This is a genomic window from Prosthecobacter vanneervenii, from assembly GCF_014203095.1.
Classification (GTDB): Bacteria; Verrucomicrobiota; Verrucomicrobiia; order Verrucomicrobiales; family Verrucomicrobiaceae; genus Prosthecobacter; species Prosthecobacter vanneervenii.
In genome coordinates, this window is record NZ_JACHIG010000003.1 from 195,435 (window position 1) to 216,070 (window position 20,636).

A 20,636-nucleotide genomic window follows, 5' to 3' on the forward strand; every position below is an offset into this window, starting at 1 on the left:
GACATCAGCAAAAACTAGCCTGACAGCTCACAAATCCAGAGATATATTGAGATTGAGTTGCATTACCAATAAATGCCACCTACCGTTCCAGAACCTCCCTACTGCACCTGGGTCACTGCCCCTGAGCGTCTCGAGGCAGACTGGCCGGGTGCCACGACAGCAGAAGCACTGGTGGCGCATCTCAATTTTCGGGGTGAGGCCGAACTTCGATGGTCGAACGGGGACATCACAATCATTTCACCACGAACCATCTGCTGGTTGCGTGCCCATCCCGATGAACTGCCGATCGCCCGCCGTCTGGCCAGCCGCAGCAGACATGAATGCCTCACACTCGTCTTTCCAGATGCCTGGCTGCAGCAGACCCTGAGCGGCGTAACCTCACAGGCAGGTGAAGCCTTTCAGCCACTGATCTCCAGCTCCACTCGCAGCCTGTTGCTCGTGCCGCTGACAGATGCGGATGAGGGCTGGGCACGAGGAGCCATGCCACCGCACCTATGCTCTCAGGCCAGGCATCTGCTGGAATCCGCCCGTCTCACGGAGTTCTTCATTCATTCCATCTTCCGCCACGACACCGCCCCCGAGAAAGTCACTGCCGTGAGCCGCACGCTGCGGGTGGCCAAGGACCGGGTGCAGCGTGTGAAAGACCAGGTGCTCTCGCAGATTGATGCCCCCCCTTCCCTGGATGAACTGGCCGCAGCCGTCGGCTGCAATCCGAGCTACCTGAGCCGCACCTTCACACAGATAGAAGGTGTCACGCTCTCGCAATGGCTGCGCCGCATCCGGATCGAGCATGCGGCGTCCCTCATTGCCAGTGGCAAATGCAACGTCTCTGAAGCAGCTCTGGAGGTGGGCTACCAGAGCTTCTCACACTTCAGCCGGGCCTTTGCCGAGGAAAAGGGCGTTCCACCTTCTCAATGGGTGCGCCGTCTGGGCAGCAGCCAATAGCCCCCCCCTATTTCACTGTCCAATACAGCGAGGCGCTGTGGCTGGTCATTCCATAGGCGACTCCATTGAAAAAGCCTGGGAGTTCCTCCGAATAACGGGCGATTGCAAGGAGGTACTGGCCTGGTTTGGAGATGTCCGGCGCACGCACATAGCCCTCGGCATCGGCATGGAGTTTCTGCTCGCTGACTTTGGGGGAAAAGAACAGCAGTTCCACGCCGCCGAGGGGCTTGCCACGGAAGTAAACCCGCGCCTCGCCAGGCTTGCCGGTGGGGACGATGTCCATCGTCATCGCAGGGGTGCCAGCACCGGTGCCATCAGGCTGCCAGCGGCAGTAAAAGATGGGGGCACGCGCGGGCTTGTCCTCATGTAGTTTGCGTACAGTAAACTGGGCCTGCGCAAAGACAGGCCTGGATCCATCTACCTTGCCCAGAAAGAAGTGATCCTTCTTTTTGACCACGTCAAAAACCTGAGACTGCCTCTTGTCGTCCATCGTCCAGCCAGAAACCTGCACAAAGGAATCGAGATGGCCGGGAGAAGTCTCGTATTCGTCTCCCCATTCCGCGAATCGCACGCCAAGACCAGCTTGATCAGGAAGCTCCTCGATCCAGAGGGAATGCGCAGAAGCCGCCAGTGGCAGCAGGCTGAAAACTGCGAGAGCGAGGAGAGAGCGAATCATAATGGGCTGGAGAGGCTGAGGGGTTCAAATCCCAATTACATGAGATGCGAGCAGGCTTCTTGCGGTGCTTTGTCACGAACTGGCGTTGTCTTGCACCAAAGGATAGACCCATGAGTGGCAGCTTTTACGCCCACAGCCTTCGATCCAACGTTCGATAACTGATGGCTTCGAGCACATTATCCGCCGTTATTTTATCGTTCCCGGCCAGATCAGCCAGAGTGCGCGCCACTTTGAGAATACGGTCATGCGCGCGTGCGCTGAAGTTCATCTCGCTCATGGCATGCTCAAGACAGCCCGAGCCCTCAGCATCCAGCTCACAGTGCTTTTTGATGAGCCGTGGTGTCATGCTGCTGTTGGCATGGACACCGGCTTGCCTGGCATAGCGCTCCTGCTGCAAGGCACGCGCAGTTTCCACCCTTTTGCGGATTTTTTGAGATGCCTCACCTCCCTCGCCGGAAGCCAGTGCCCTGTAATCCACCAAAGGCACTTCCACATGGAGATCGATACGATCCAACAAGGGACCGCTGATGCGCTGGCGGTACCTCTGAATCACCACAGAGCCGCAGCGGCACTCCCGCTTCAAATCTCCGTAGTAGCCGCACGGACATGGATTCATGGCCGCCACGAGCATGAATTTGGCAGGAAAAGTAACGCTGCCTGCGGCGCGTGAGATGGTGACCTTGCCGTCTTCGAGAGGCTGACGCATGACTTCCAAAGTGCTGCGGCGGAATTCGGGCAGCTCATCCAGAAACAACACGCCATTGTGAGCCAGAGAGACTTCCCCCGGCCCGGGATTGGTCCCCCCTCCGAGCAGGCCTGCGTCGCTAATTGTGTGATGAGGAGAACGAAAAGGCCGTGTGGCTACAAAGGCGCTCGCCTCTGAGAGCAATCCCGCAGCACTATGAATTTTCGTGATCTCGATAGCCTCCTCCTCGCTCATGCTGGGCATGATCGTGGGAATACGCTTGGCGATCATCGATTTTCCCGTACCTGGTGGACCGATCATAAGCAGACCGTGCCCGCCGCTGACGGCGATCTCGATGGCTCTCGCCGCGTCGGACTGGCCCTTAACATCATTAAAATCAATGTCGTAGTGAGAGACGGCTCCAAACAATTCCGCCGCTCGACATGGCTCTGGCGCGATTTCCAGATCCTCTTTGAGATACTCCACCGCCTCACGCAAGTTTGAAACGCCTACAATGTCGATTCCAGCCACAACGCTGGCTTCCACAGCGGCACGTTTAGGGACCAGCAGGCGTTTGCGACCCTTTTTCCGCGCTTCCAGAGCCACCGCCAGCAGGCCGCGCACCGGTCGAAGTTCACCATTGAGGGCCAGTTCTCCGATCATGGCCGTTTCGGCCAGAATTCCCATGGGGATTCTGGCCCGGTGAGCGATGAGGGAGATCGCAATCGGCAGATCAAACCCTGTGCCTTCTTTTTTGAGGTCTGCCGGCGCCAGGTTCACCGTGGTCACACCGTCATTCATCATGAATCCACATGAGGAGATCGCAGCCGCAACCCGTTCCCGGCTTTCCTTCACTGAAGCATCCGGAAGTCCGACGATAAACATCTTGGGAGTTCCTCCCCCGTCGTATGATTCAATCTCCACCTCGACGGCATCAACGCCGAGCAGGGTGGCTGAGTAGGTGCGGGCAATCATTCGGAAAAGACTATCCAGCGCTTCGGGGTGAGAGCAAGCCTTGGCAGCCATCTTTCCTAGGCAAAACCGGGTTCCCACCGCCCCTTCGAAACCCAGGGGATCGAAGGCAAATGCACGTCATATAGCGGCAGCTTGGCCAGCAAAGCTAATCAGGTGCGTGCGAGAGGCGCAGCAACTCTGCGAATGATAAAGCCGCTCTGCGCGCAGCCGTAGCTCCCCGCATCTGCGGGGAATGACGCTTCGCCGCCTGCTGCGATCTTTTAGCCATAATCTTTGCATCCCGTATGTACTGCATTCTTGAAACAGCCTCCGAAGCCTGTGCGGCCTTCCGCAAGGCCGCAGACACCCGCGCGGAAGATTTTGCTGGGATGGAAACCGAGCCCGGGTTTCAGTCCCACAGGTCTCATCTTGCCCCATCCGTGGTCTGTCTGACCCCCAATCCCGTCTGCTGGGACTGCCCTGAGATAGCGGAATTGCGCTGGACATCTCTCTCAGCATGAACGGGCAAAGCTCCAATATGAGCCTGGACGCCGGGCACGTCAGCATGCGGGATTTTGTGCGCGTGTTTCCATTCTATTTTGCCTGGGATGAAAACGACATCATCACAGAATGTGGAACCTCGCTGGCTAAAATCTGCCCGCGCGCGAAGCCAGGGGCAAGACTGCAGGATGTCTTCCGCGCACAGAGTCCAGAAGGCGACTTCAGTAATGCTCATGCACGTGCTAATGTAGAGCGACTTTTTCTGCTGGAAGACCTTAGAAACGGAGTGCTCCTGCGCGGACAGGTGCTGATGCTCGACCACCCCAGGCGTGGACTCATGCTGGCATCCCCCTGGCTGACAGAGCCGGACCAAGCCCACTTGATGGGCCTGACACCGAACGATTTTGCCATCCACGACCAAACGCTGGATTTGCTGCAGGTGCTGCAAATGCAGAGAAAAGTGACCATGGATCTTCAGCGTCTGGCTGCTCAGCTCACCAATCAGCGCATTCAGCTGCGGGAGCAGGAAGAGCAGTCACGCAAACTGGCACTTGTGGCAGCGAGAACTGACAATGCGGTGATTGTAACGGATGCGGCAGGTGGAATCGAATGGGTCAATGAAGGTTTCACACGCATGACGGGCTGGCATTTGGAGGAAGTTCGCGGAAAACAGCCGGGTGATTTTTTGCGCTGCCCTGAAGCAGACCCGGGCTCCGAGAGCTTCATGAACCAATGCCTTCAGCAGCAGCGCGGTTTTCGTGTGGAGATGCTGAACTATCATCGAAGCGGCAGAAAATACTGGTCCTCGATTGAGATCCAGCCCATTCGCAACGAAACGGGTGAAGTAGTCAATTTTATGTCGATTGAAAGCGACATCACTCAGAGACGGCGGGATGACCAGCGTCGTGCGCTGCAGTATTCCACCAGTCGCACCCTGGCCGAAGCCGAATCGGTGCGTGATGCAGCATCAAACGTGATCCAGCTGATCTGCAACCAGCTCGGGTGGATCGCTGGCGGCCTCTGGATGCTGGACGCTACTCATGAATCATTACACCTGGCTGAGATCTGGTATTCGCCTCTGAGAAACATCGATGAATTTGTGGAACTCTGCCGCACCATGGCTTTCAAACCTGGCTGTGGACTCCCAGGAATAGTGCTCAAAAGCGGACAGCCTCAGTGGATACGTGATGTGGCGAATCAAGCAGAATGCCCCCGGTCGGCCATGGCGCAGAAGTGCCAGTTGCATGGTGCTATCGGCTTTCCCATTGTTGCTCAGGGAGATATCTTGGGCGTTTTGGAGCTCTTCAGCTGCGACACCTCGGCGCCCGAAGAATCACTGCTGGAGGCTTTTGCCGGAATAGGAAATCAGCTCGGGCAGTTTATTGTGCGGAAATGCGTGGAGCGAAACCTTGTCAGCGCCAAAGAGGCGGCTGAAAGTGCCAATCGTGCCAAAAGCGAGTTCCTGGCCACCATGAGCCACGAAATTCGCACGCCGATGAACGGCATCATAGGCATGTCCTCCCTCCTTCTGGACACTCGGCTGGATGACAAACAGCACGAGATGGTGGAGGCCGTGAGGCAGAGTGGCGAGGCGCTCATGACCATCATCGAAGACGTGCTCGATTTCTCAAAAATCGAGGCTCGAAGACTGGATCTCGTGGATGAAACTTATCACCTCGACTCTATCATCGATGGTGTGGCTGCCTTGCTCCAACACAAGGCCCTTTCGCGCGGCCTGGATTTGAAAATTGAGATCGATCCTCAGATACCATCTGCACTCAGAGGCGACCCGGGACGCTTGAGGCAGATTTTGATGAACCTTGTGGGAAATGGTATCAAATTTACTGATCAAGGAAACATCAGCATCAAAGCCGGCCTGCTTCCTCCGGTAGAAAATGAGGTCCGCATGTTCGAAGTCTCCGTTTCGGACAGTGGCATTGGCATGGACGAAGAACAGCAGCGCAAACTCTTTCAAGCCTTCTCGCAGGTGGACAGCTCAACCACGCGCCGCTTCGGCGGCACCGGTCTTGGACTGGCCATCTGCAAACGTCTGGTGGAGCTGATGGGCGGCGCCATAGGTGTGGAAAGCGCCCCCGAATCAGGCTCCCGCTTTTGGTTCAGACTCCCCGTGCGGGAGGTCACAGAAGAGGAACAAAAGGCAGAGCATGACACACAAGCTGAAATCAAGGCGCTGCCGCTCTCAGATTCACGCAAGCCCAGGCTGCTTGTTGTGGAAGACAATGAAGTCAACCTGCGGATGGCCATCATGATGCTGGAGAAATTTGGTTTCACAGCGGATGTAGCGCGTGACGGAGAGCAGGCCGTCAATCAATTCGCTGCAAATGCTTATGATGCCATCCTGATGGACTGCCATATGCCGCTCATGGATGGTTACGAGGCCACAAAGGCGATCCGTGAAATGGAAGCCAGCGCTCATTGGCCCCGTGCACGCAGCCGCATCATCGCCATGACCGCCAATGTGATGAATGGAGAAAAGCAGCGCTGCCTGGACGCAGGCATGGACGACTACGTCTCCAAGCCACTGCGGACTAAAGCGCTCATCGAGGCACTAGAGCAAATACGCGTGCTGGAACCGGCTAAAAGCGAGGCTCCCGCCCCAGGCATCTGGTCTGAAGAAGAGGCAACTACGGCCCGGGATGCGGTGAAGATGCTGGCAGATGAACTCAGCGCCGAAGACACGGCGGAGCTGATTGAAAGCTGGCTCAAAGACACACCGGAACGCATTAGCGAACTGGAAAAGCTGGCCGCTGGGCATGATCAGCCCTCATTGCGCCGCACAGCCCATTCACTGAAGGGCAGCAGTTCTCTCTTCGGTCTCACGCATATTCATGCTCTCTGCCGCCACCTTGAAGGTCTGGCGGAAGCCAACAGCCGCACGGATCAGCCCGCACTTGTGGAGCAGATCAGGCGCGGATTTGCCAGCGCGGAACCCTCCCTGCGACAGGAGCTGAACCAACTACGAACCATGACACTATCCTCATGAAAATCCTCTATGTACACGAACGATTTGGCGCCCTAGCGGGAGCTGAGGCAAACGCCTTCATCACTGCACAGGAACTGGGGGCACGAGGACATTATATCGGCATCCTGCACGGCCCGGGAACCGGCAAAAATGAAGATGGTTGGAAGCAAGCTTTCAGGGAACGCTACCCGATCACGGAAGATGCAGCAGCACAGACCTATGCAGCGCTGCAAAGCTTTCGACCGGACGCGGTTTATGTCCACAAAATGGCCAATCTCGAGGTGATCCAGACTTTGGTGGAAAGTGGTGTGCCACTGATACGGATGGTGCACGATCACGACATCTACTGCATGCGCAGCTACAAGTATCACTACTTCTCGCGCAAAATCTGCACACGGGCCGCATCTCTATACTGTGTCTATGGCTGCGGTGCCTGCCTCGTCAAAAACAGCGGTGGTGCGTTCCCTCTCAAATGGGTTAGCTACCGGTCCAAGAAGAAGGAGATAGCGCTAAACCGCCGCTTTCACCGCATGATTGTCGTCACACAATACATGCGCGATGAACTGCTTCGAAATAGCTTCGACGCCGGCAAAATTGAAATTCACGCTCCTGTGCCACGCATGGGTGATCCTGATCTAAGGAGCAGCTTCAGTGACCGCAATCTGATTCTCTATGCCGGACAGATCATTCGAGGCAAAGGGGTGGACGTGCTGCTCGAATCACTGGCTCGGGTGAAGTCAAAATTTGAGTGCATCATTCTTGGAGACGGAAACCACAAGGCATACTGTGAAGAGCTTTGCCGCAAACTGGGCCTGCAGCACAAGGTGCAATTCAAGGGCTTCATTCCGCAGGAGGAGCTGAAGGCTTACTACAGGGAATGCAGCGTCGTCGCCCTCAGCAGCGTCTGGCCTGAGCCGATCGCCACCATAGGTCTCGAAGTGATGCGCTATGCGCTTCCTGTGGTGGCATTTGACGCAGGCGGCATCAAAGACTGGCTCAAAGACGGCTTCAATGGTCATCTCGTGCCCTGGATGAACCGGGACGCATTCGCCTCATCTCTTGACAGCCTCCTGCAAAACAAAGAGCAGGCCAGAAAATTGGGCGAGAACGGCCTCAGGCTGGTAAGCACCCGTTATGATTTCCCCTCGTACATCGCCGGTCTTGAGGAGATGTTTGGACGAGCGATCGCAGAAGCTGAACAAAATTGCGCAAGGCAGATTCCCCCACTTGAGGGGGGTTACAGCTTGAAGTCCACCATTAAAGTTTCTGCGTGATGAAACGAGTGACTGTTCCAGAGCCTCCTGAAGTGCGGCGAATCCTTAAGGCGCAGAGCCGTTTGGGACGCCTTAGAATGCGCTTCGCTATGCGTCTGAAACGGTGCCTCTGGCTGGCTGTCGTGAACGGCACCCATGCTGTGAAGCGCCTTTTTGACATTGTCATCAGTATCATTGCCCTCATCCTGGCGGCACCGCTGATGATCGTCATCGCACTGCTGATCCGCAGAGATGGCGGTCCGGTATTTTTCAAACAGCGGCGTATTGGCTTCAACGGCAGGGATTTCGAAATGCTGAAATTCCGTTCCATGTGCGTGGATGCAGAAGCCAAGCTTAGTGCGCTTCTGGCGCAAAATGAGAAATCCCAAGGCATCACTTTCAAGATGAAGAATGATCCTCGCATCACTGCCATAGGTCGTTTCATCCGCAAGGCATCCATCGACGAGCTTCCACAATTTTTTAATGTGCTGCGTGGGGATATGTCAATCGTAGGACCTCGCCCCTGTCTTCCGCGAGAAGCGGCGCTCTACTCCAACACGGATCGCAGACGCCTTCATGCAAAACCAGGCATCACCTGCCTTTGGCAGGTGGGCGAGCGCGAAGGACGCTTCTGGGAAATCGGAGATCGCAACAGCATCGACTTCGGAGAGCAGGTCTCACTGGATGTGCGTTATATCGAAAGTCATTCATTTCTGCGTGACCTTTGGATTCTGCTCAAAACAATACCGGCCATCGTTCTAGGGAAAGGCATGTAACCATGGACGTTTTTATCATCTGCCCTGATCACCGTGAAAGCGCCGGATTTGCCCGACGCATCCGCCCGCTGGCACTGCTGCCCGTGCTGGGAAGATCTCTTTTAGATCTCTGGCTTGAGCACCTAGCAGCTGCGGGAGTCAAACACGCCACTATCTTGGCTGCAGACCGCCCGCATGAAATCCGCCATGCTGTGGACCAAGGCGGGAAATGGGGCCTCTCCGTAACAGTCCTTTCCGTTAAACGCGAACCCAGCATCGAGGAAACTCGCCAGCGGTTCACCGGCAAGGATTCAGCCGGCAGAGTGCCTAACATCATCACTCTGGACACTCTTCCTGACATGCCGCACAAGCAGCTTTGGGAGAGCTCGGCAGCACTGCACGACATCCTGCACCACCGACTGCTCGTCACTCCAGCCGAGTCGCACCTGACCATGAGGGAGGTCGCGCCCAAGGTTCATGTGAGCACACGCGCCCGTGTGTCAGCTACAGCCAAAATCGAAGGGCCAGTTTGGATTGGGCCTCAGGTCATCATCGGAGACAACGCCCAAATCCTGGCCGGCTCAGTCATTGAAGAAGCAGCTTACATCGATCGTGGCGCCATCGTTGGTGATAGCTGGGTGGGGCCCAACACCTATGTTGGAGCGCTGACGAGCGTGCAAAACTCATTTGCCTGGGGAGGTGGTATTGAGAACTGGCGACACGGATCGTTTCTGGAGATCACGGACGATTTCCTGCTCACCAACCTCACACACAAACCCTTTGGAGGTGTGCGTAGCAACTGGATGGTCCGCATCGCTGGACTTGTGCTGATGTTGCTGACTTCACCACTGGCACTTTTGTGCGCGCTATGGTCACTGCTCGTCAAGTGGCAGGCTGTCTTTGAGAATCACCAGGTAGTTCTGCCGCCCCCTGCAAGACAGGACCGTTACAGCCCAAGCACGCGCATCTATTCGTTAACCTCTGGCCCCGGGCTATTCTCACGGTGGCCGGAGCTCTGGTCTGTCTGGAAGGGAGACATGCATCTGGTAGGCAATCGACCGCTTTCACCTGCACGCGCATCCGTTTTGACCAATGAGTTTGAACGCATGTGGTTCGATGCCCCGGCTGGTGTCTTTTCCTATGCAGACATCATGGAGGATGGAATGCCTCATGACAACGATACCGCTCACAGCGCCTGCTACGCCATTCATCGCTGCCTGAGACTGAACTTGCGCATTTTGTTGCATTGCCTGCCGCGTTTTGCCATTCCCGTGCTCCGCAAGGAGCATGAGATCACACCCAATAACCATACTCAAACCTGCGCACAGCCATGACGCTCACACCCACCGCCCATCTCACCGCCCCTGCTGAACTATGCGCCGCCACCGCACGCCAGTGGCGCGACCGGCTTGACCATGAAATCAAAGCTGAACATGAAGAAGTCTGCATTGACCTTTCGAAAACTCGGTTCATCGACAGCTCTGGCCTGGGTGTGCTGCTCACCTTGAACAAGAATCTTCGTAGCAGGGGAGTCAGCCTCAAACTTCTGAATCCATCAACAGCCGTTTGCCAGCTGATTGAGCTGACACGACTTCACCGTGTTTTTGAAATTATTCACGATTGAAACCGCATGTCGCATCCACAGCAGCAGTTCAACGGCTTCCGGCTTGATTTTCCAGCAACGCTGGACGATGCCCGTGAAGCCGTCCGTGCTGTGATCCTGTGGCTGGCCAATGAGAAAGTCAGTGCAGAGGAATGCCAGCAATGGGAGCTGGTGCTGGCGGAAGCTGCGAATAATGCTGTCTTGTACGCAACACCGGAGCAGGCAGGACACTCCGTGCGTATTGAAGCAACTCTCGCTCTTGATGAAGTCGAGATCCGCATCACTGACCATACTTGCGGCTTTGACTGGCCGGAGCATGTCGAGCTGCCAGAAGACGATGAGTCCGATCATGGCCGCGGGCTTTTCATCATCAGTTCGCTCACCGATCAGGCATCCTATCTTCGAGGCCAGGGGCAAAACGTGCTCCTCCTAAAATCCAAGCTTAAAACTCCGCTGCCAGCCAAAGAGAACACCGAAGAGACGCTTGATCTCATGACGGCGGAAGTGGCCTCGTGTTACGAAACTCTGGCCAATATTTTCCGGCTCATCGCTGATGCAGGCAATGACGTGGAGCCTGTGGCTCTGGCAACTCGCTGGCTGGAGGAGCTGCGTGAGCTGGCAGGAGCAGATTTTCTCATCTTACGAATGGCATCCAGTGATGGCCTTCTTATGCCGCTGCTTGGCAGCGCACCCTCCCCATTGAACTGGGAAGCACATCTCGATCTGCGCAGTGCAGACTATATTGAAAGCAGGGCCGCCAAAACACGACAAGACCAGTGGTTTGACTGTGGCACAGACTTTATGCCTGCAGACCCGCTGCTTAAGGCGGGCAAGCACATCAGCGGATTGACGCACCCGCTGGAAAGTGGCGGCGACCTCGCCGGAGTGCTGACCGTCGGCGTCTTCCAGCCGCACTGGGAGCCTTCAGCGCGTGAATTGAATGTGGTGAGAAGTCTTGGCGATTTTCTCGGTGCATTGCTCCACGGTCTTCATCGGCGTGATGAAGCGAATCAAGCACGTCTCATGAAAAGAGAGCTGCAGATCGCAGCGGAGATTCAACGCTCACTGCTGCCGACCGAACTCCCCCAAAGCCCGTTTGTTCATTGTGCCGCTCATCTTGCCACGGTGGGGGAGGTAGGCGGCGATTACCTCGATGCCATCCTCCTGGCCGATGGCAGCATGCTTTTTGTGGTGGCCGATGTCATGGGCAAAGGAGTGCCTGCGGCCTTGTTTGCCACCGCGTTTCATAGCCTGCTGCACTCGCACCTTGATCTGGCGTCAAAACCCTCCGCCCTGATGAACCGCCTTAACCAGGCCATGTTCTCTGAACTGGACCGGGCGGACATGTTTATCACAGCGCAGCTGGTGCATGTGACAGCTGATGGGCAGTGGCTCCAGGTCTGCGGAGCCGGGCACGCTCCACTGCTTATGAGCAATGGCAGGCAGGTTCAAGAGGTCTCCGCAGACGGCCCTCCTCTGGGGGTGACTGCCGACGCCAGCTATCAGGACTTTTCGACCAGCTTTTCTTTGCACTCCCATGTGCTGCTGCACACGGACGGCTTGAGCGATGTGGTCTCAGGCGGGGGCATTTTAAGCCGTGATGTACTACACGAATGGCTCCTCAAGACGGCTGCAGGCAGCACCGGAGCAGTCGATGCAAGAGACAGCCTCCATCGCCTCCACCGCAGTGCCGTCGATGCCTCACATCAGCAAGATGACGCCACTTTTCTAATCATCACTCGAGTCTCTCATTCTCACCCCTCTGCGGCACACAACTCCCTGTCCCATGCAAAAAGATAGCCCCATACTGGTCGTTGATGACGAACCGCACATGAGGAAAGTAGCTGAGTTGAGCATCAAGCCCCTCGGGCACCCAGTGCTTCTCGCAGCTGACGGACAGGAAGCAGTTCAACTGGCACGCAGCAGACGCCCTTGTGTGATACTCCTTGATCACATCATGCCCGTCATGGACGGCAAAACCGCGCTGCAGCAGCTGAAGTCTGACCCTGAGACAAGCCACATACCAGTCATTATTTTAAGCTCCCGTGGCCAGCTTGCTGTAGGCCAGTATCAGGGTTTTGAAACTGCGACCATGTTTGTCTCAAAGCCATTCAGCCCGGCACTGCTTCGTCGTGAGGTGGAAAAGCTGATCACGGCCTCCGTCTCTGTGGAACCTCAACTTGCATCATCATGAAACAACGACTGGACCTTTTCATCATGATCGACGCCTGTGGGTGGGAGATCATCAAGGAGCGCCCCAAGTTTCTGGGAACAATAGCTCCGCATCGCCGGAGGCTGGAAAGCGTTTTTGGCTACAGCAGCACCTGTGTGCCAAGCATCCTCAGCGGGCGTTGGCCAGACGAACACCACAACTGGTGCTACTTCATCCATGATCCCGAGAATTCACCATTCCGCAGGCTCCGATGGCTGCGCTGGCTGCCGAAAGCACTGACCAGCCGCCGTATCGTGCGGCGCCACCTGACGAAAGTGGTCAAATGGGCCCTGGGCTTTAAAGGCTACTTTGACCTCTATAACATCCCCTTCCATCACATCCACCTTTTCGATTTCACTGAAAAGAAAAGTCCTCTGCAGCCACGTGGCATGAACCGCGGCCCGAATGTATTTGATCTCCTTGTGCAAAAAGGGGTGCCCTACTTCGTGACTGATCCCTCGCTGAGTGAACCCGTCAACCGTGACAGGTTGCTTGCCGACATCGAGGATGAGCGAATTGATTTCGCATTCCAATACTGGGCAGGCCTGGATGGCTTGCTGCACCGCGTAGGCAATTTGTCGCCAGAGATTGATATCAAGCTGACGGAGTATGAAAAATGGATATCGGAGACGATGACTGCCGCCAAGAAGCATTATCGCGAAGTCAATCTCTTCGTCTTCAGCGATCATGGTATGGCAAACTGCGATCAGCATCTGGATCTTCGCAGCCAGATCGACGCTTTGGGCCTCCGGATAGGAAAGGACTACAATGTGGTGTATGACAGCACAATGGCACGTTTCTGGTTTTTTAATGACGAAGCACGTGAAAAAATCACCCATGTTCTTCAAGGTGTTCCCGAAGGCCGTATCATGCCTGAGGATGAGCTTCGGAAATTCCGGGCCTATTTTGAAGACGGACGTTTTGGCGAAATCATCTTTCTGGTCAGAGAGGGCGTGTTGATCGTCCCCAGCCACATGGGAGAGCGTCCTATCCGCGCCATGCACGGTTACCATCCTTATGATCCTCAGAGCTACGCCACACTGTTTAGCAACACAGCCGCCATTCCAGAGGACATCACCCACATACCGCACATTCACCGCCTGATGGAAAAGGCCATGGAAAGAACGGAGACCACCAAGTCCGCCTCCAGTTCAGTGCATGCACTGGCCGCCTGAAACCTCTGTTTCCACTATGACACTCACATTTCCCTCTTTGACCTCGCTGTGGCAAAATTTCCGCCTTCGCTGGTATTTCAAATTCACTCTGCCGGCCAAGACTCGCGCCACTCTCCATGGTGTGGAGCTGGACATCAGCATGTTGTCCTCGATCATGAAGAACAACATTCTCGAAGGCCGCTATGAGTTTCAGGAGTGCAGGCTGGCCAGACGTTGCCTGAATTCAAATGACGTAGTTCTTGAGCTGGGCGGTGCCATCGGTTTCATCGGTTTGTTTTGCCGCAAAGTGATTGGTGTCAGACACCATCTAACAGTGGAGGCTAATCCCGCCACCATCGAAATTTTACAACGCAACTACCGGCTTAACTCCATGACGCCCGAAGTTGTGCACGCTGCGGCTGCAGCCGCGGATGGTGAGATTTCATTGGATGTAGGTGGCGAGTTTTGGGAAAACTCGATTGTCTCTAGGCAAGAAGGCGGAAAAAAGATCCAGGTCCCCTCTCGGAGCCTTCATTCGCTTTCAGCCCTGCTGCCCGAAAAGCCTACGGTCTTGATCTGCGATATTGAAGGTGCCGAAACGCACCTCGACTTCAGTCAGCTCCCTTCTACCGTCACCCGAATGATCATTGAACTGCATCCAAGCATGGTCGGGGAAGCAGCGGTGAACGACCTCGTTGAGAAGTTTCACAATCTGGGATTCCGCACCGAGACCGTGGAGGAAAACACCTGGCTTTTCGTGCGCTGAATTCACAACCCCGCAGCTGCGGGGATTGTTGATTAATCCACTCACCGCGAGGTTTCTGCAATCGCGATGACATACGACTCCGTCAAAAAAACCATCTGGAGCAACGCTCTCTCGAACTATCTCCGCACCTTTATCGGGATCATTGTCGGCCTGGTGACATTCCGGCTTTTATACCAAGCCCTGCCTAAAGAGTCTTTCGGTTTCTGGTCCCTGCTCTGGAGCGTTTTTGGTTACGGCATCCTGTTGGATTTTGGCTTCGGCTTTGCTGCGCAGAAGCGTGTGGCTGAACTCTCCGTTTCGCGTGATTGGAACAAGCTGAGCCAGGTTTTAAGCACCATTTTGTTTTTCTATCTGGCGGTGGCTGCGGTGATGGCTGTGGTGGTTGCAGTTGGAGCAGACAGAATTGTGACTGCCTTTGGTGTCTCCGCAGCCAATCACGCAGAATTTCGCATCGTGCTGATCGCTTTTTTTGCTGCCATAGGGCTGGCTTTTCCGCTGGGCATCTTTCCCGAAATTTTGCGTGGGCAGCAGCGCATCAGCACCGCCAACACCATCATCACTTTGTCCATGCTGATGAGGCTTGTGGTCATCGCGTGGGCCGTGCATGCAGGTTGGAGTCTGCTAAGCATCATGCTCACAGCTCTGTTCTTCGCGCTGGCCCCGGATCTGGTCTCAGCATTTTTTGCACTACGTCATATGCCTGAGGTAAAGCTGCGCCCGGGACTGTTTTCAAAGTCCATCATGCGTGAGACCATGGGCTTTTCCATTTTCGCCTATATCAGCACGGCAACGAATATCGTTCTGGGCAAAACAGACCAGCTCGTGCTGGGTGCCACCCTTTCCGTCGGAGCCGTCGCTGTTTACCAGGCTGGAGCCAAGGTGGCCGAGGTCTTTGCGCAGTTTACCAAACAGATGCAGGAGGCACTTTCTCCGGCCGCTGCTCATCTTCATGCCACAGGAGACCACTCTGCGCTGCGTGATCTGCTCCAGCGTGGCACCCGATGGAGCGCCATCATCTCCACGCCTTTGTATGTGTTATGTGCTTTTGAACTGGAGCCTCTGCTGAAGGTGCTGACGGGAGATTCTCAAATCGCTGCCGAAACCTGGCAGGTGGCGCAGGTGCTGTTGCTCTGGTATTACACCTCCACACTAACCCACAGTGTCAGCAAACGGATTTACATGATGACAGGCCATGAAAGACGTCTCATGTGGCTGGGCGTTGGCGAGGCCGTTGTTAATCTTGTCTTGAGTGTTTCACTGGCGCTCATTTTCAAAAATGTAGTCAGTGTGGCTGTGGGCTCACTGCTCCCCACTGTTTTGTTCGGATGGCTGCTGCTGTGGCCTTGGGTGGCCAGGGACGTGGAGCTGCACCCCTGGCAGTTGTTTCGTGAAGCGGTGCTGCCGGCCTGGATCTCATGTCTCCCTGCCACGGTTGTGCTGGCGCTCCCCGCGTTTTATCCGCAACTTCAGATCGAAAACGCCTGGCTGCGCATTCTTTTGATGGGCGGAGCTGGTGGGATCACAGCGATGATTTGCCTATGGTTCAAGTCCTTGACTGCTGAAGAGCGTCAGACTTTGCGCGCCCGGCTGCCCCGTCTGTTCAAGAAGAACCCGCCTGCTCTTCAGGCCGCTTAATCCGCTATGCTAGCCTCACATATACTTCGCAAGTACGATCCAGCTCACTGGGGTGGAACTGAAACAGCCGTCCAGCGACTCGTCCAGGGCCTGCAACACCACGGCATTAGCTCGATGGTGCACGCTCCGCACTGTGCCACCAGCAGCTCCTCTGATCCACTTAGTGACGCAGGAGCCCGTGTTCAGCGCTATAAAGCTTTTGTTCCCGTGGCTGGCATTTCTGCTGCCCAGCGGGAAGCCTTGGTTTCATGGGGTGGAAATCTGTTTTCTTTTGAGCTTTTCTGGCAACTGCGGTCCTCCGGTGCTGATGTCATGCACTCTCATGCCTTAAACCGCATTGCGGGAATCAGCCTTATGGCGGCCAGATCACGTGGTGTTCCCCACGCGATCACCCTGCATGGCGGCGCGCTGGACATTCCCGAAGAAGTAAACGCTAAGCTCACAGCCCCGCTAAAAGGCGGATTTGAATGGGGCAAAACACTTGGTGCTCTCGTGCGCAGCCGTCATGCACTCGGAAAGACAGATGCCATTTTTACCTGTAATCCCAAGGAAGCCGCACTCCTGCAGGAAAAATATCCACATCAGCGCATTATCGTTCAGCCTCACTCAGTCCCCGCTGCTCAGTACGCCGTCGAGCACCGTGCTGCGGCACTTCAGGCTTTCCCACAAATCGCCGGTCGTGATTTGATCGTCAAAGTCGCCCGGCTGGATCCGGCAAAGAATCTTCCCTGGCTGGTGCGCCAGATGCCCGCCATCAAGCGCCGCCATCCGCGGGCGATGCTGGTGCTGATAGGCGCAGGCACCACTCAGAGTGTTGTCGACGAACTTCGCCGTGAAATCAGCAGACTGGGACTTGCAAATGATGTGCTGCTCACAGGCGGTCTTCCCTCAGGCAGTCCCGAGTTGATCGGCCTCATTCAGTATGCTCGCCTGTTTGTGCTGTCCTCGACGGCAGAGCCATTTGGCATCGTGATTCTGGAAGCATGGGCCGCAGGCACTCCGGTGCTTTCCTCCCGCACATCTGGAGCGGTCTCTCTCATCGAGCACGGGCGCACGGGCCTTCTTTATGATTTGGACCACACTGCCGATTTCCATTCCGGAATCGACACACTCATGATGAACAATGAAGTGCACCTCCATTTATGTGCCAAGGCACTTGAACGTGTGCGCAAGGATTTTGATGTTACGTCCATCGCAGGTCGCGTAGCCAAGGTTTATGCTGAACTGATCGAAGCCAAAAGGATGAAAGGTTCGACTCAAAGTTCATCTTCCCAGCAGCCGCATCTGGCGGCCAAACTGTCATGAGCGATCCTCTCATCAGCATCGTCATGCGCTCCTATAACGAAGCCTGGGCGCTCCGCGAAACTCTCCCAGCCCTGGCAGCACAGGACTGGCAAAACCGTGAGCTCATCGTCATAGACAGCGGTTCCACAGACGGCTCTCAGGATTTAATTCGTGAAGCCAGCCCTGCTCATTTCATTCAAATCACACCAGAGGAATACAATCCCAGCCGTGTGATGAACCACGGCATGCGGCTTTCCCGCTCAGAGCGTGTGATTTTCCTCAATGCCGACGCCACGCCTCAAAACGCCCGTTGGCTAAGACCTTTGGCGGAGACGCTGGCAGACGAACGCGTGGCCGCCTGTTTTGGCAGGCAGATTCCCCGCCCTGACTGCCAGGCAGTCTTTGCTTGTGATTATGACCGTTGCTTCGGCCCTGAGCGTGAGTCCGCAAATTGGGACCATTTCTTCAGCATGGTCAGCAGCGGGCTGCGCAAAGATGTATGGTCACTGCGGGGTTTCCGCGAAGATCTGCAATATGCCGAGGATGACGAATACACACGGTGGTGCCGCGCCCAGGGATATCAGGTCAGCTATGTGGAGGAATCTGTGGTCATGCACAGCCATAATTACACTCCTCAGCAAAGCTGGAAACGCTCCTACGGTGATGCCCGTGCCATCGGGAAGGCATGGGGCCAGAAACCAGATTCCTTCAACTGGCCGCGAACGGTTCTGCTAGGCTGGATCAAAGACGTACGGCATGACCTCTCATGGTGCCTCAAGCATAAACGTCTTCATGAGGTGATGCACGCCATGCGCATACGCTGGCAGCAGCGCAGCGCCAGGCTTGCAGGGTTTCAGCAAGGCTGGAAGGAGCAGCAGAAGATGTCCGCATGAAAATCCTTGTTCTCACCAACCTCTACCCGCCCCACTATGTCGGCGGCTATGAATTGAGATGCGCCGCCATCAGCGAAGCACTCCGCGCACGGGGACATGATGTCCAGGTGCTGACGTCAAATCATGGGCTGAAAAGCGGAGAGACCACTGCAGAGCCATGGATTGAAAGAACTCTTCGCATCCATGGTTACTACGGCCATCCCTGGCTGGGATTGCCGGCCTTGAAGAAACTCGAGCTTCACAACAATGAAACTCTTCGAAATGCCATGGCATTTCACAAGCCTGATGTAGTGCATGTCTGGTGCATGGGAGGCCTTTCAAAATCGCTCTGCCTCACATTGCAACGCAGCGGTGTTCCCGCCGTCTATGATGTCAGCGACCACTGGATCCTGCGCAGCCTCAAAGGTGATGTGTGGCTGGACTGGTGGAACCGCCGCCACGGCTCTCCAGGCTCACGCATGCTGCGCCTGCTCTGGACTCTTGCAGGCGTGCGGAGACGCTGCGATCCCCTGGCCCCCACCGGCCCTGTTTCCGACATCCGCTTTCAAAGACTTTATTTCACCAGCGCACGTCTGCGTGAACTGACTGCTCAGCAAGGATATGATGTCATGCATGGCGGCGTCATTCACTGCCCGGTGGACACCAGTCAATTCAAAGGTGAGCCTGTCACCCGTGCGCCAAAAAACTGGCTGTGGGTGGGACGGCTGGCAGAAGACAAAGGCATTCTCACAGCCTTGCGGGCGCTGCTTTTGATCCGCCCCTCTTTTGGCGGCGAGTTGCATGTGTACGGCCGGGGAGATGAAGCCTATGTGACCATGCTCAAAAATTTTGCCTCCGGCAATTCGCTGCCAGTAACATGGCACAGTGCCACACCTCCAGAAATGCCCGATGTCTATCGTGCACATGATGCGCTGCTGTTCACGTCAGAGTGGGAGGAGCCCTTTGCTCTCACCCCGCTTGAAGCCATGGCCTGCGGCCTGCCTGTCATCGGCACTATGACAGGTGGCAGCCGCGAACTTTTTCGTCACGGCGAAAATGCCCTGACCTATGAAGCAGGAGCCGCCACCGAGCTTTCGGAGCGCATTTTACAGCTGCAAAGCGAAGACCACCTTCGCACATATATAGCCAGAAACGGCCACACGGAAGTGCATAAGCGCTTTGCCATGAATCCTATCGTGGACCAAGTGGAGAAATACCTTTGTGACTCCATTCCATCATGAGCACGCGGTTCACCCTCGATGGAAGCGCCGAGCTTGAAAAGCATCTGGCGAAAATATGCTCTCTCGTGCGTGCGGGCGTTGAAAACATCATACCGTCTTCCCGGCTCGAAGGCTTGGCGCTCGCGGGTGGTTATGGGCGGGGAGAGGGCGGTGTCCTGCACGAAGGCGGACATGACAGGCCCTATAACGACCTTGAATTTTTCGTTTTCGTGCGTGGCAGCACTTTCATCAACGACCGCCGCTACAAAGCATCGCTGCATGCGCTGGGAGAATCCCTGTCTCCGGAAGCAGGCCTTGAAGTGGAGTTCAAGATTCTATCCCTCCAAAAGCTGCGCAGGAGCCCGGTCAGCATGTTTTACTACGATCTGGTCATGGGTCACCGCTGGCTCGTCGGAGACGAAAGTTTGTTTGCTGGCTGCGAACATCACCAGAACGCTTCAGACATTCCACTTCACGAGGCCACACGACTTCTTTTCAACCGCTGTTCCGGCCTGTTGTTTGCCAGCGAGCGTCTGTCCCAGGACAGCTTCGACTCAGATGATGCTGATTTTGTAGGCCGCAATCTGGCCAAAGCCCAGCTGGCCCTCGGGGATGTCTTTCTGACTATGAATGGTCGTTACCATTGGAGCTGCAGAGAGCGTCATCATAGGCTGAAAGAAACGACTGGCGCCAGCCCAGCTCTGCTGGCCCACCACGCAGCAGGCATGGCATTCAAGCTCCATCCGCAGCGGACAACAAAATCCCGTGCCGAGCTGTCACTCGAACACACGGAGCTATCCCAGATGGCCAGTGAAATATTTCTGCAGCTGGAAAGCAAACGTTTGAACATCAGACTTGCCCAGGCAGCAGACTACGTCAGCTGCACCGCCAACAAGTGCCCTGAGGTCCCGCTTTGGAAAAATGTGCTCATCCATCTCCGCACTCGTGGCCTCCCCTCAGGTCTCACCCGCTATCCACGGGAGCATTTGCTCAATGAACTGGTGCGGATGCTTTGGACCGGATGCGTGGCTGAGCCCCAGGCGGTCAGACGCTATGCAACTCTCTGGGGCTGTTACAATTAGCCGAGCGGATACCCTCAGTTGCGGGCGATGATTTGAAAGCGGTTTGCGGTTTTTGT

Annotated in this window: 17 protein-coding genes; 15 read left to right on the plus strand and 2 right to left on the minus strand. The window is 55.8% G+C overall.

Annotation, left to right across the window (positions count from 1 at the left end):
• The first annotated feature begins 72 nt into the window (after positions 1 to 72).
• Complete coding sequence (locus HNQ65_RS08730) at positions 73 to 945, plus strand: helix-turn-helix domain-containing protein (RefSeq protein WP_184339139.1); 873 nt, start codon at positions 73 to 75, stop codon at positions 943 to 945.
• 7 nt (positions 946 to 952) lie between these two features.
• Here the strand turns inward: HNQ65_RS08730 and HNQ65_RS08735 are convergent, their stop codons facing one another.
• Together HNQ65_RS08735 and HNQ65_RS08740 are read right to left on the minus strand one after the other, a co-directional pair.
• Positions 953 to 1,621: a hypothetical protein gene (locus tag HNQ65_RS08735; RefSeq protein WP_184339140.1), complete on the minus strand. Its 669-nt coding sequence runs from the start codon at positions 1,619 to 1,621 to the stop codon at positions 953 to 955.
• 124 nt (positions 1,622 to 1,745) lie between these two features.
• Positions 1,746 to 3,281, minus strand: a complete 1,536-nt coding sequence (locus HNQ65_RS08740; RefSeq protein ID WP_184339141.1) for a YifB family Mg chelatase-like AAA ATPase — start codon at positions 3,279 to 3,281, stop codon at positions 1,746 to 1,748.
• A gap of 517 nt (positions 3,282 to 3,798) precedes the next feature.
• On the opposite strand from HNQ65_RS08740, the gene HNQ65_RS08745 reads away from it, so the two are divergent.
• From HNQ65_RS08745 to HNQ65_RS08810, 14 genes are all read left to right on the plus strand, one after another.
• A complete protein-coding gene (locus tag HNQ65_RS08745) occupies positions 3,799 to 6,765 on the plus strand; it encodes an ATP-binding protein (RefSeq protein WP_221306089.1) in 2,967 nt (988 codons plus the stop codon).
• Positions 6,762 to 8,018, plus strand: coding sequence for a glycosyltransferase family 4 protein (locus HNQ65_RS08750; RefSeq protein WP_184339143.1), 1,257 nt, complete (start codon positions 6,762 to 6,764; stop codon positions 8,016 to 8,018). The genes HNQ65_RS08745 and HNQ65_RS08750 overlap by 4 nt, the downstream gene beginning before the upstream one ends.
• The gene (locus HNQ65_RS08755; RefSeq protein ID WP_184339144.1) at positions 8,018 to 8,773 is read left to right on the plus strand and encodes a sugar transferase; all 756 of its coding nucleotides are present in this window, start codon (positions 8,018 to 8,020) and stop codon (positions 8,771 to 8,773) included. The genes HNQ65_RS08750 and HNQ65_RS08755 overlap by 1 nt, the downstream gene beginning before the upstream one ends.
• A complete protein-coding gene (locus HNQ65_RS08760; protein WP_184339145.1) occupies positions 8,722 to 10,086 on the plus strand; it encodes a sugar transferase in 1,365 nt (454 codons plus the stop codon). The genes HNQ65_RS08755 and HNQ65_RS08760 overlap by 52 nt, the downstream gene beginning before the upstream one ends.
• Entirely contained in the window at positions 10,083 to 10,376 is a 294-nt protein-coding gene (locus tag HNQ65_RS08765; RefSeq protein WP_184339146.1) for an STAS domain-containing protein, read from the plus strand. The genes HNQ65_RS08760 and HNQ65_RS08765 overlap by 4 nt, the downstream gene beginning before the upstream one ends.
• Before the next feature lie 6 nt (positions 10,377 to 10,382).
• Complete coding sequence (locus HNQ65_RS08770) at positions 10,383 to 12,155, plus strand: SpoIIE family protein phosphatase (protein WP_184339147.1); 1,773 nt, start codon at positions 10,383 to 10,385, stop codon at positions 12,153 to 12,155.
• Entirely contained in the window at positions 12,142 to 12,549 is a 408-nt protein-coding gene (locus HNQ65_RS08775) for a response regulator (protein WP_184339148.1), read from the plus strand. Before HNQ65_RS08770 ends, HNQ65_RS08775 begins: the two co-directional genes overlap by 14 nt.
• A 23-nt stretch (positions 12,550 to 12,572) precedes the next feature.
• Positions 12,573 to 13,742, plus strand: coding sequence for an alkaline phosphatase family protein (locus tag HNQ65_RS08780; protein WP_246438018.1), 1,170 nt, complete (start codon positions 12,573 to 12,575; stop codon positions 13,740 to 13,742).
• 16 nt (positions 13,743 to 13,758) lie between these two features.
• Complete coding sequence (locus tag HNQ65_RS08785) at positions 13,759 to 14,487, plus strand: FkbM family methyltransferase (RefSeq protein ID WP_184339150.1); 729 nt, start codon at positions 13,759 to 13,761, stop codon at positions 14,485 to 14,487.
• A 66-nt stretch (positions 14,488 to 14,553) separates the two neighbouring features.
• Positions 14,554 to 16,122, plus strand: coding sequence for a lipopolysaccharide biosynthesis protein (locus tag HNQ65_RS08790; protein ID WP_184339151.1), 1,569 nt, complete (start codon positions 14,554 to 14,556; stop codon positions 16,120 to 16,122).
• A gap of 6 nt (positions 16,123 to 16,128) precedes the next feature.
• Complete coding sequence (locus tag HNQ65_RS08795; RefSeq protein WP_184339152.1) at positions 16,129 to 17,427, plus strand: glycosyltransferase family 4 protein; 1,299 nt, start codon at positions 16,129 to 16,131, stop codon at positions 17,425 to 17,427.
• Positions 17,424 to 18,299 carry a glycosyltransferase family 2 protein gene (locus HNQ65_RS08800; protein WP_184339153.1) on the plus strand — a complete coding sequence of 292 codons (876 nt, stop codon included), beginning with the start codon at positions 17,424 to 17,426 and terminating at the stop codon, positions 18,297 to 18,299. The genes HNQ65_RS08795 and HNQ65_RS08800 overlap by 4 nt, the downstream gene beginning before the upstream one ends.
• Positions 18,296 to 19,519, plus strand: coding sequence for a glycosyltransferase family 4 protein (locus HNQ65_RS08805; protein WP_184339154.1), 1,224 nt, complete (start codon positions 18,296 to 18,298; stop codon positions 19,517 to 19,519). The genes HNQ65_RS08800 and HNQ65_RS08805 overlap by 4 nt, the downstream gene beginning before the upstream one ends.
• Before the next feature lie 65 nt (positions 19,520 to 19,584).
• On the plus strand, positions 19,585 to 20,580 hold the full coding sequence (locus HNQ65_RS08810) for a hypothetical protein (RefSeq protein ID WP_184339155.1): 996 nt from the start codon (positions 19,585 to 19,587) through the stop codon (positions 20,578 to 20,580).
• Positions 20,581 to 20,636 lie beyond the last annotated feature (56 nt).

Excerpts from the sequence above, each read along its gene's own strand:
- HNQ65_RS08730 (WP_184339139.1), top strand. The coding sequence starts at position 73 with ATGCCACCTACCGTTCCAGAACCTCCCTACTGCACCTGGGTCACTGCC.
- HNQ65_RS08735 (WP_184339140.1), bottom strand. The coding sequence starts at position 1,621 with ATGATTCGCTCTCTCCTCGCTCTCGCAGTTTTCAGCCTGCTGCCACTG.
- HNQ65_RS08740 (WP_184339141.1), bottom strand. The coding sequence starts at position 3,281 with ATGATTGCCCGCACCTACTCAGCCACCCTGCTCGGCGTTGATGCCGTC.
- HNQ65_RS08745 (WP_221306089.1), top strand. The coding sequence starts at position 3,799 with ATGAGCCTGGACGCCGGGCACGTCAGCATGCGGGATTTTGTGCGCGTG.
- HNQ65_RS08750 (WP_184339143.1), top strand. The coding sequence starts at position 6,762 with ATGAAAATCCTCTATGTACACGAACGATTTGGCGCCCTAGCGGGAGCT.
- HNQ65_RS08755 (WP_184339144.1), top strand. The coding sequence starts at position 8,018 with ATGAAACGAGTGACTGTTCCAGAGCCTCCTGAAGTGCGGCGAATCCTT.
- HNQ65_RS08765 (WP_184339146.1), top strand. The coding sequence starts at position 10,083 with ATGACGCTCACACCCACCGCCCATCTCACCGCCCCTGCTGAACTATGC.
- HNQ65_RS08770 (WP_184339147.1), top strand. The coding sequence starts at position 10,383 with ATGTCGCATCCACAGCAGCAGTTCAACGGCTTCCGGCTTGATTTTCCA.
- HNQ65_RS08775 (WP_184339148.1), top strand. The coding sequence starts at position 12,142 with ATGCAAAAAGATAGCCCCATACTGGTCGTTGATGACGAACCGCACATG.
- HNQ65_RS08780 (WP_246438018.1), top strand. The coding sequence starts at position 12,573 with ATGATCGACGCCTGTGGGTGGGAGATCATCAAGGAGCGCCCCAAGTTT.
- HNQ65_RS08785 (WP_184339150.1), top strand. The coding sequence starts at position 13,759 with ATGACACTCACATTTCCCTCTTTGACCTCGCTGTGGCAAAATTTCCGC.
- HNQ65_RS08790 (WP_184339151.1), top strand. The coding sequence starts at position 14,554 with ATGACATACGACTCCGTCAAAAAAACCATCTGGAGCAACGCTCTCTCG.
- HNQ65_RS08795 (WP_184339152.1), top strand. The coding sequence starts at position 16,129 with ATGCTAGCCTCACATATACTTCGCAAGTACGATCCAGCTCACTGGGGT.
- HNQ65_RS08800 (WP_184339153.1), top strand. The coding sequence starts at position 17,424 with ATGAGCGATCCTCTCATCAGCATCGTCATGCGCTCCTATAACGAAGCC.
- HNQ65_RS08805 (WP_184339154.1), top strand. The coding sequence starts at position 18,296 with ATGAAAATCCTTGTTCTCACCAACCTCTACCCGCCCCACTATGTCGGC.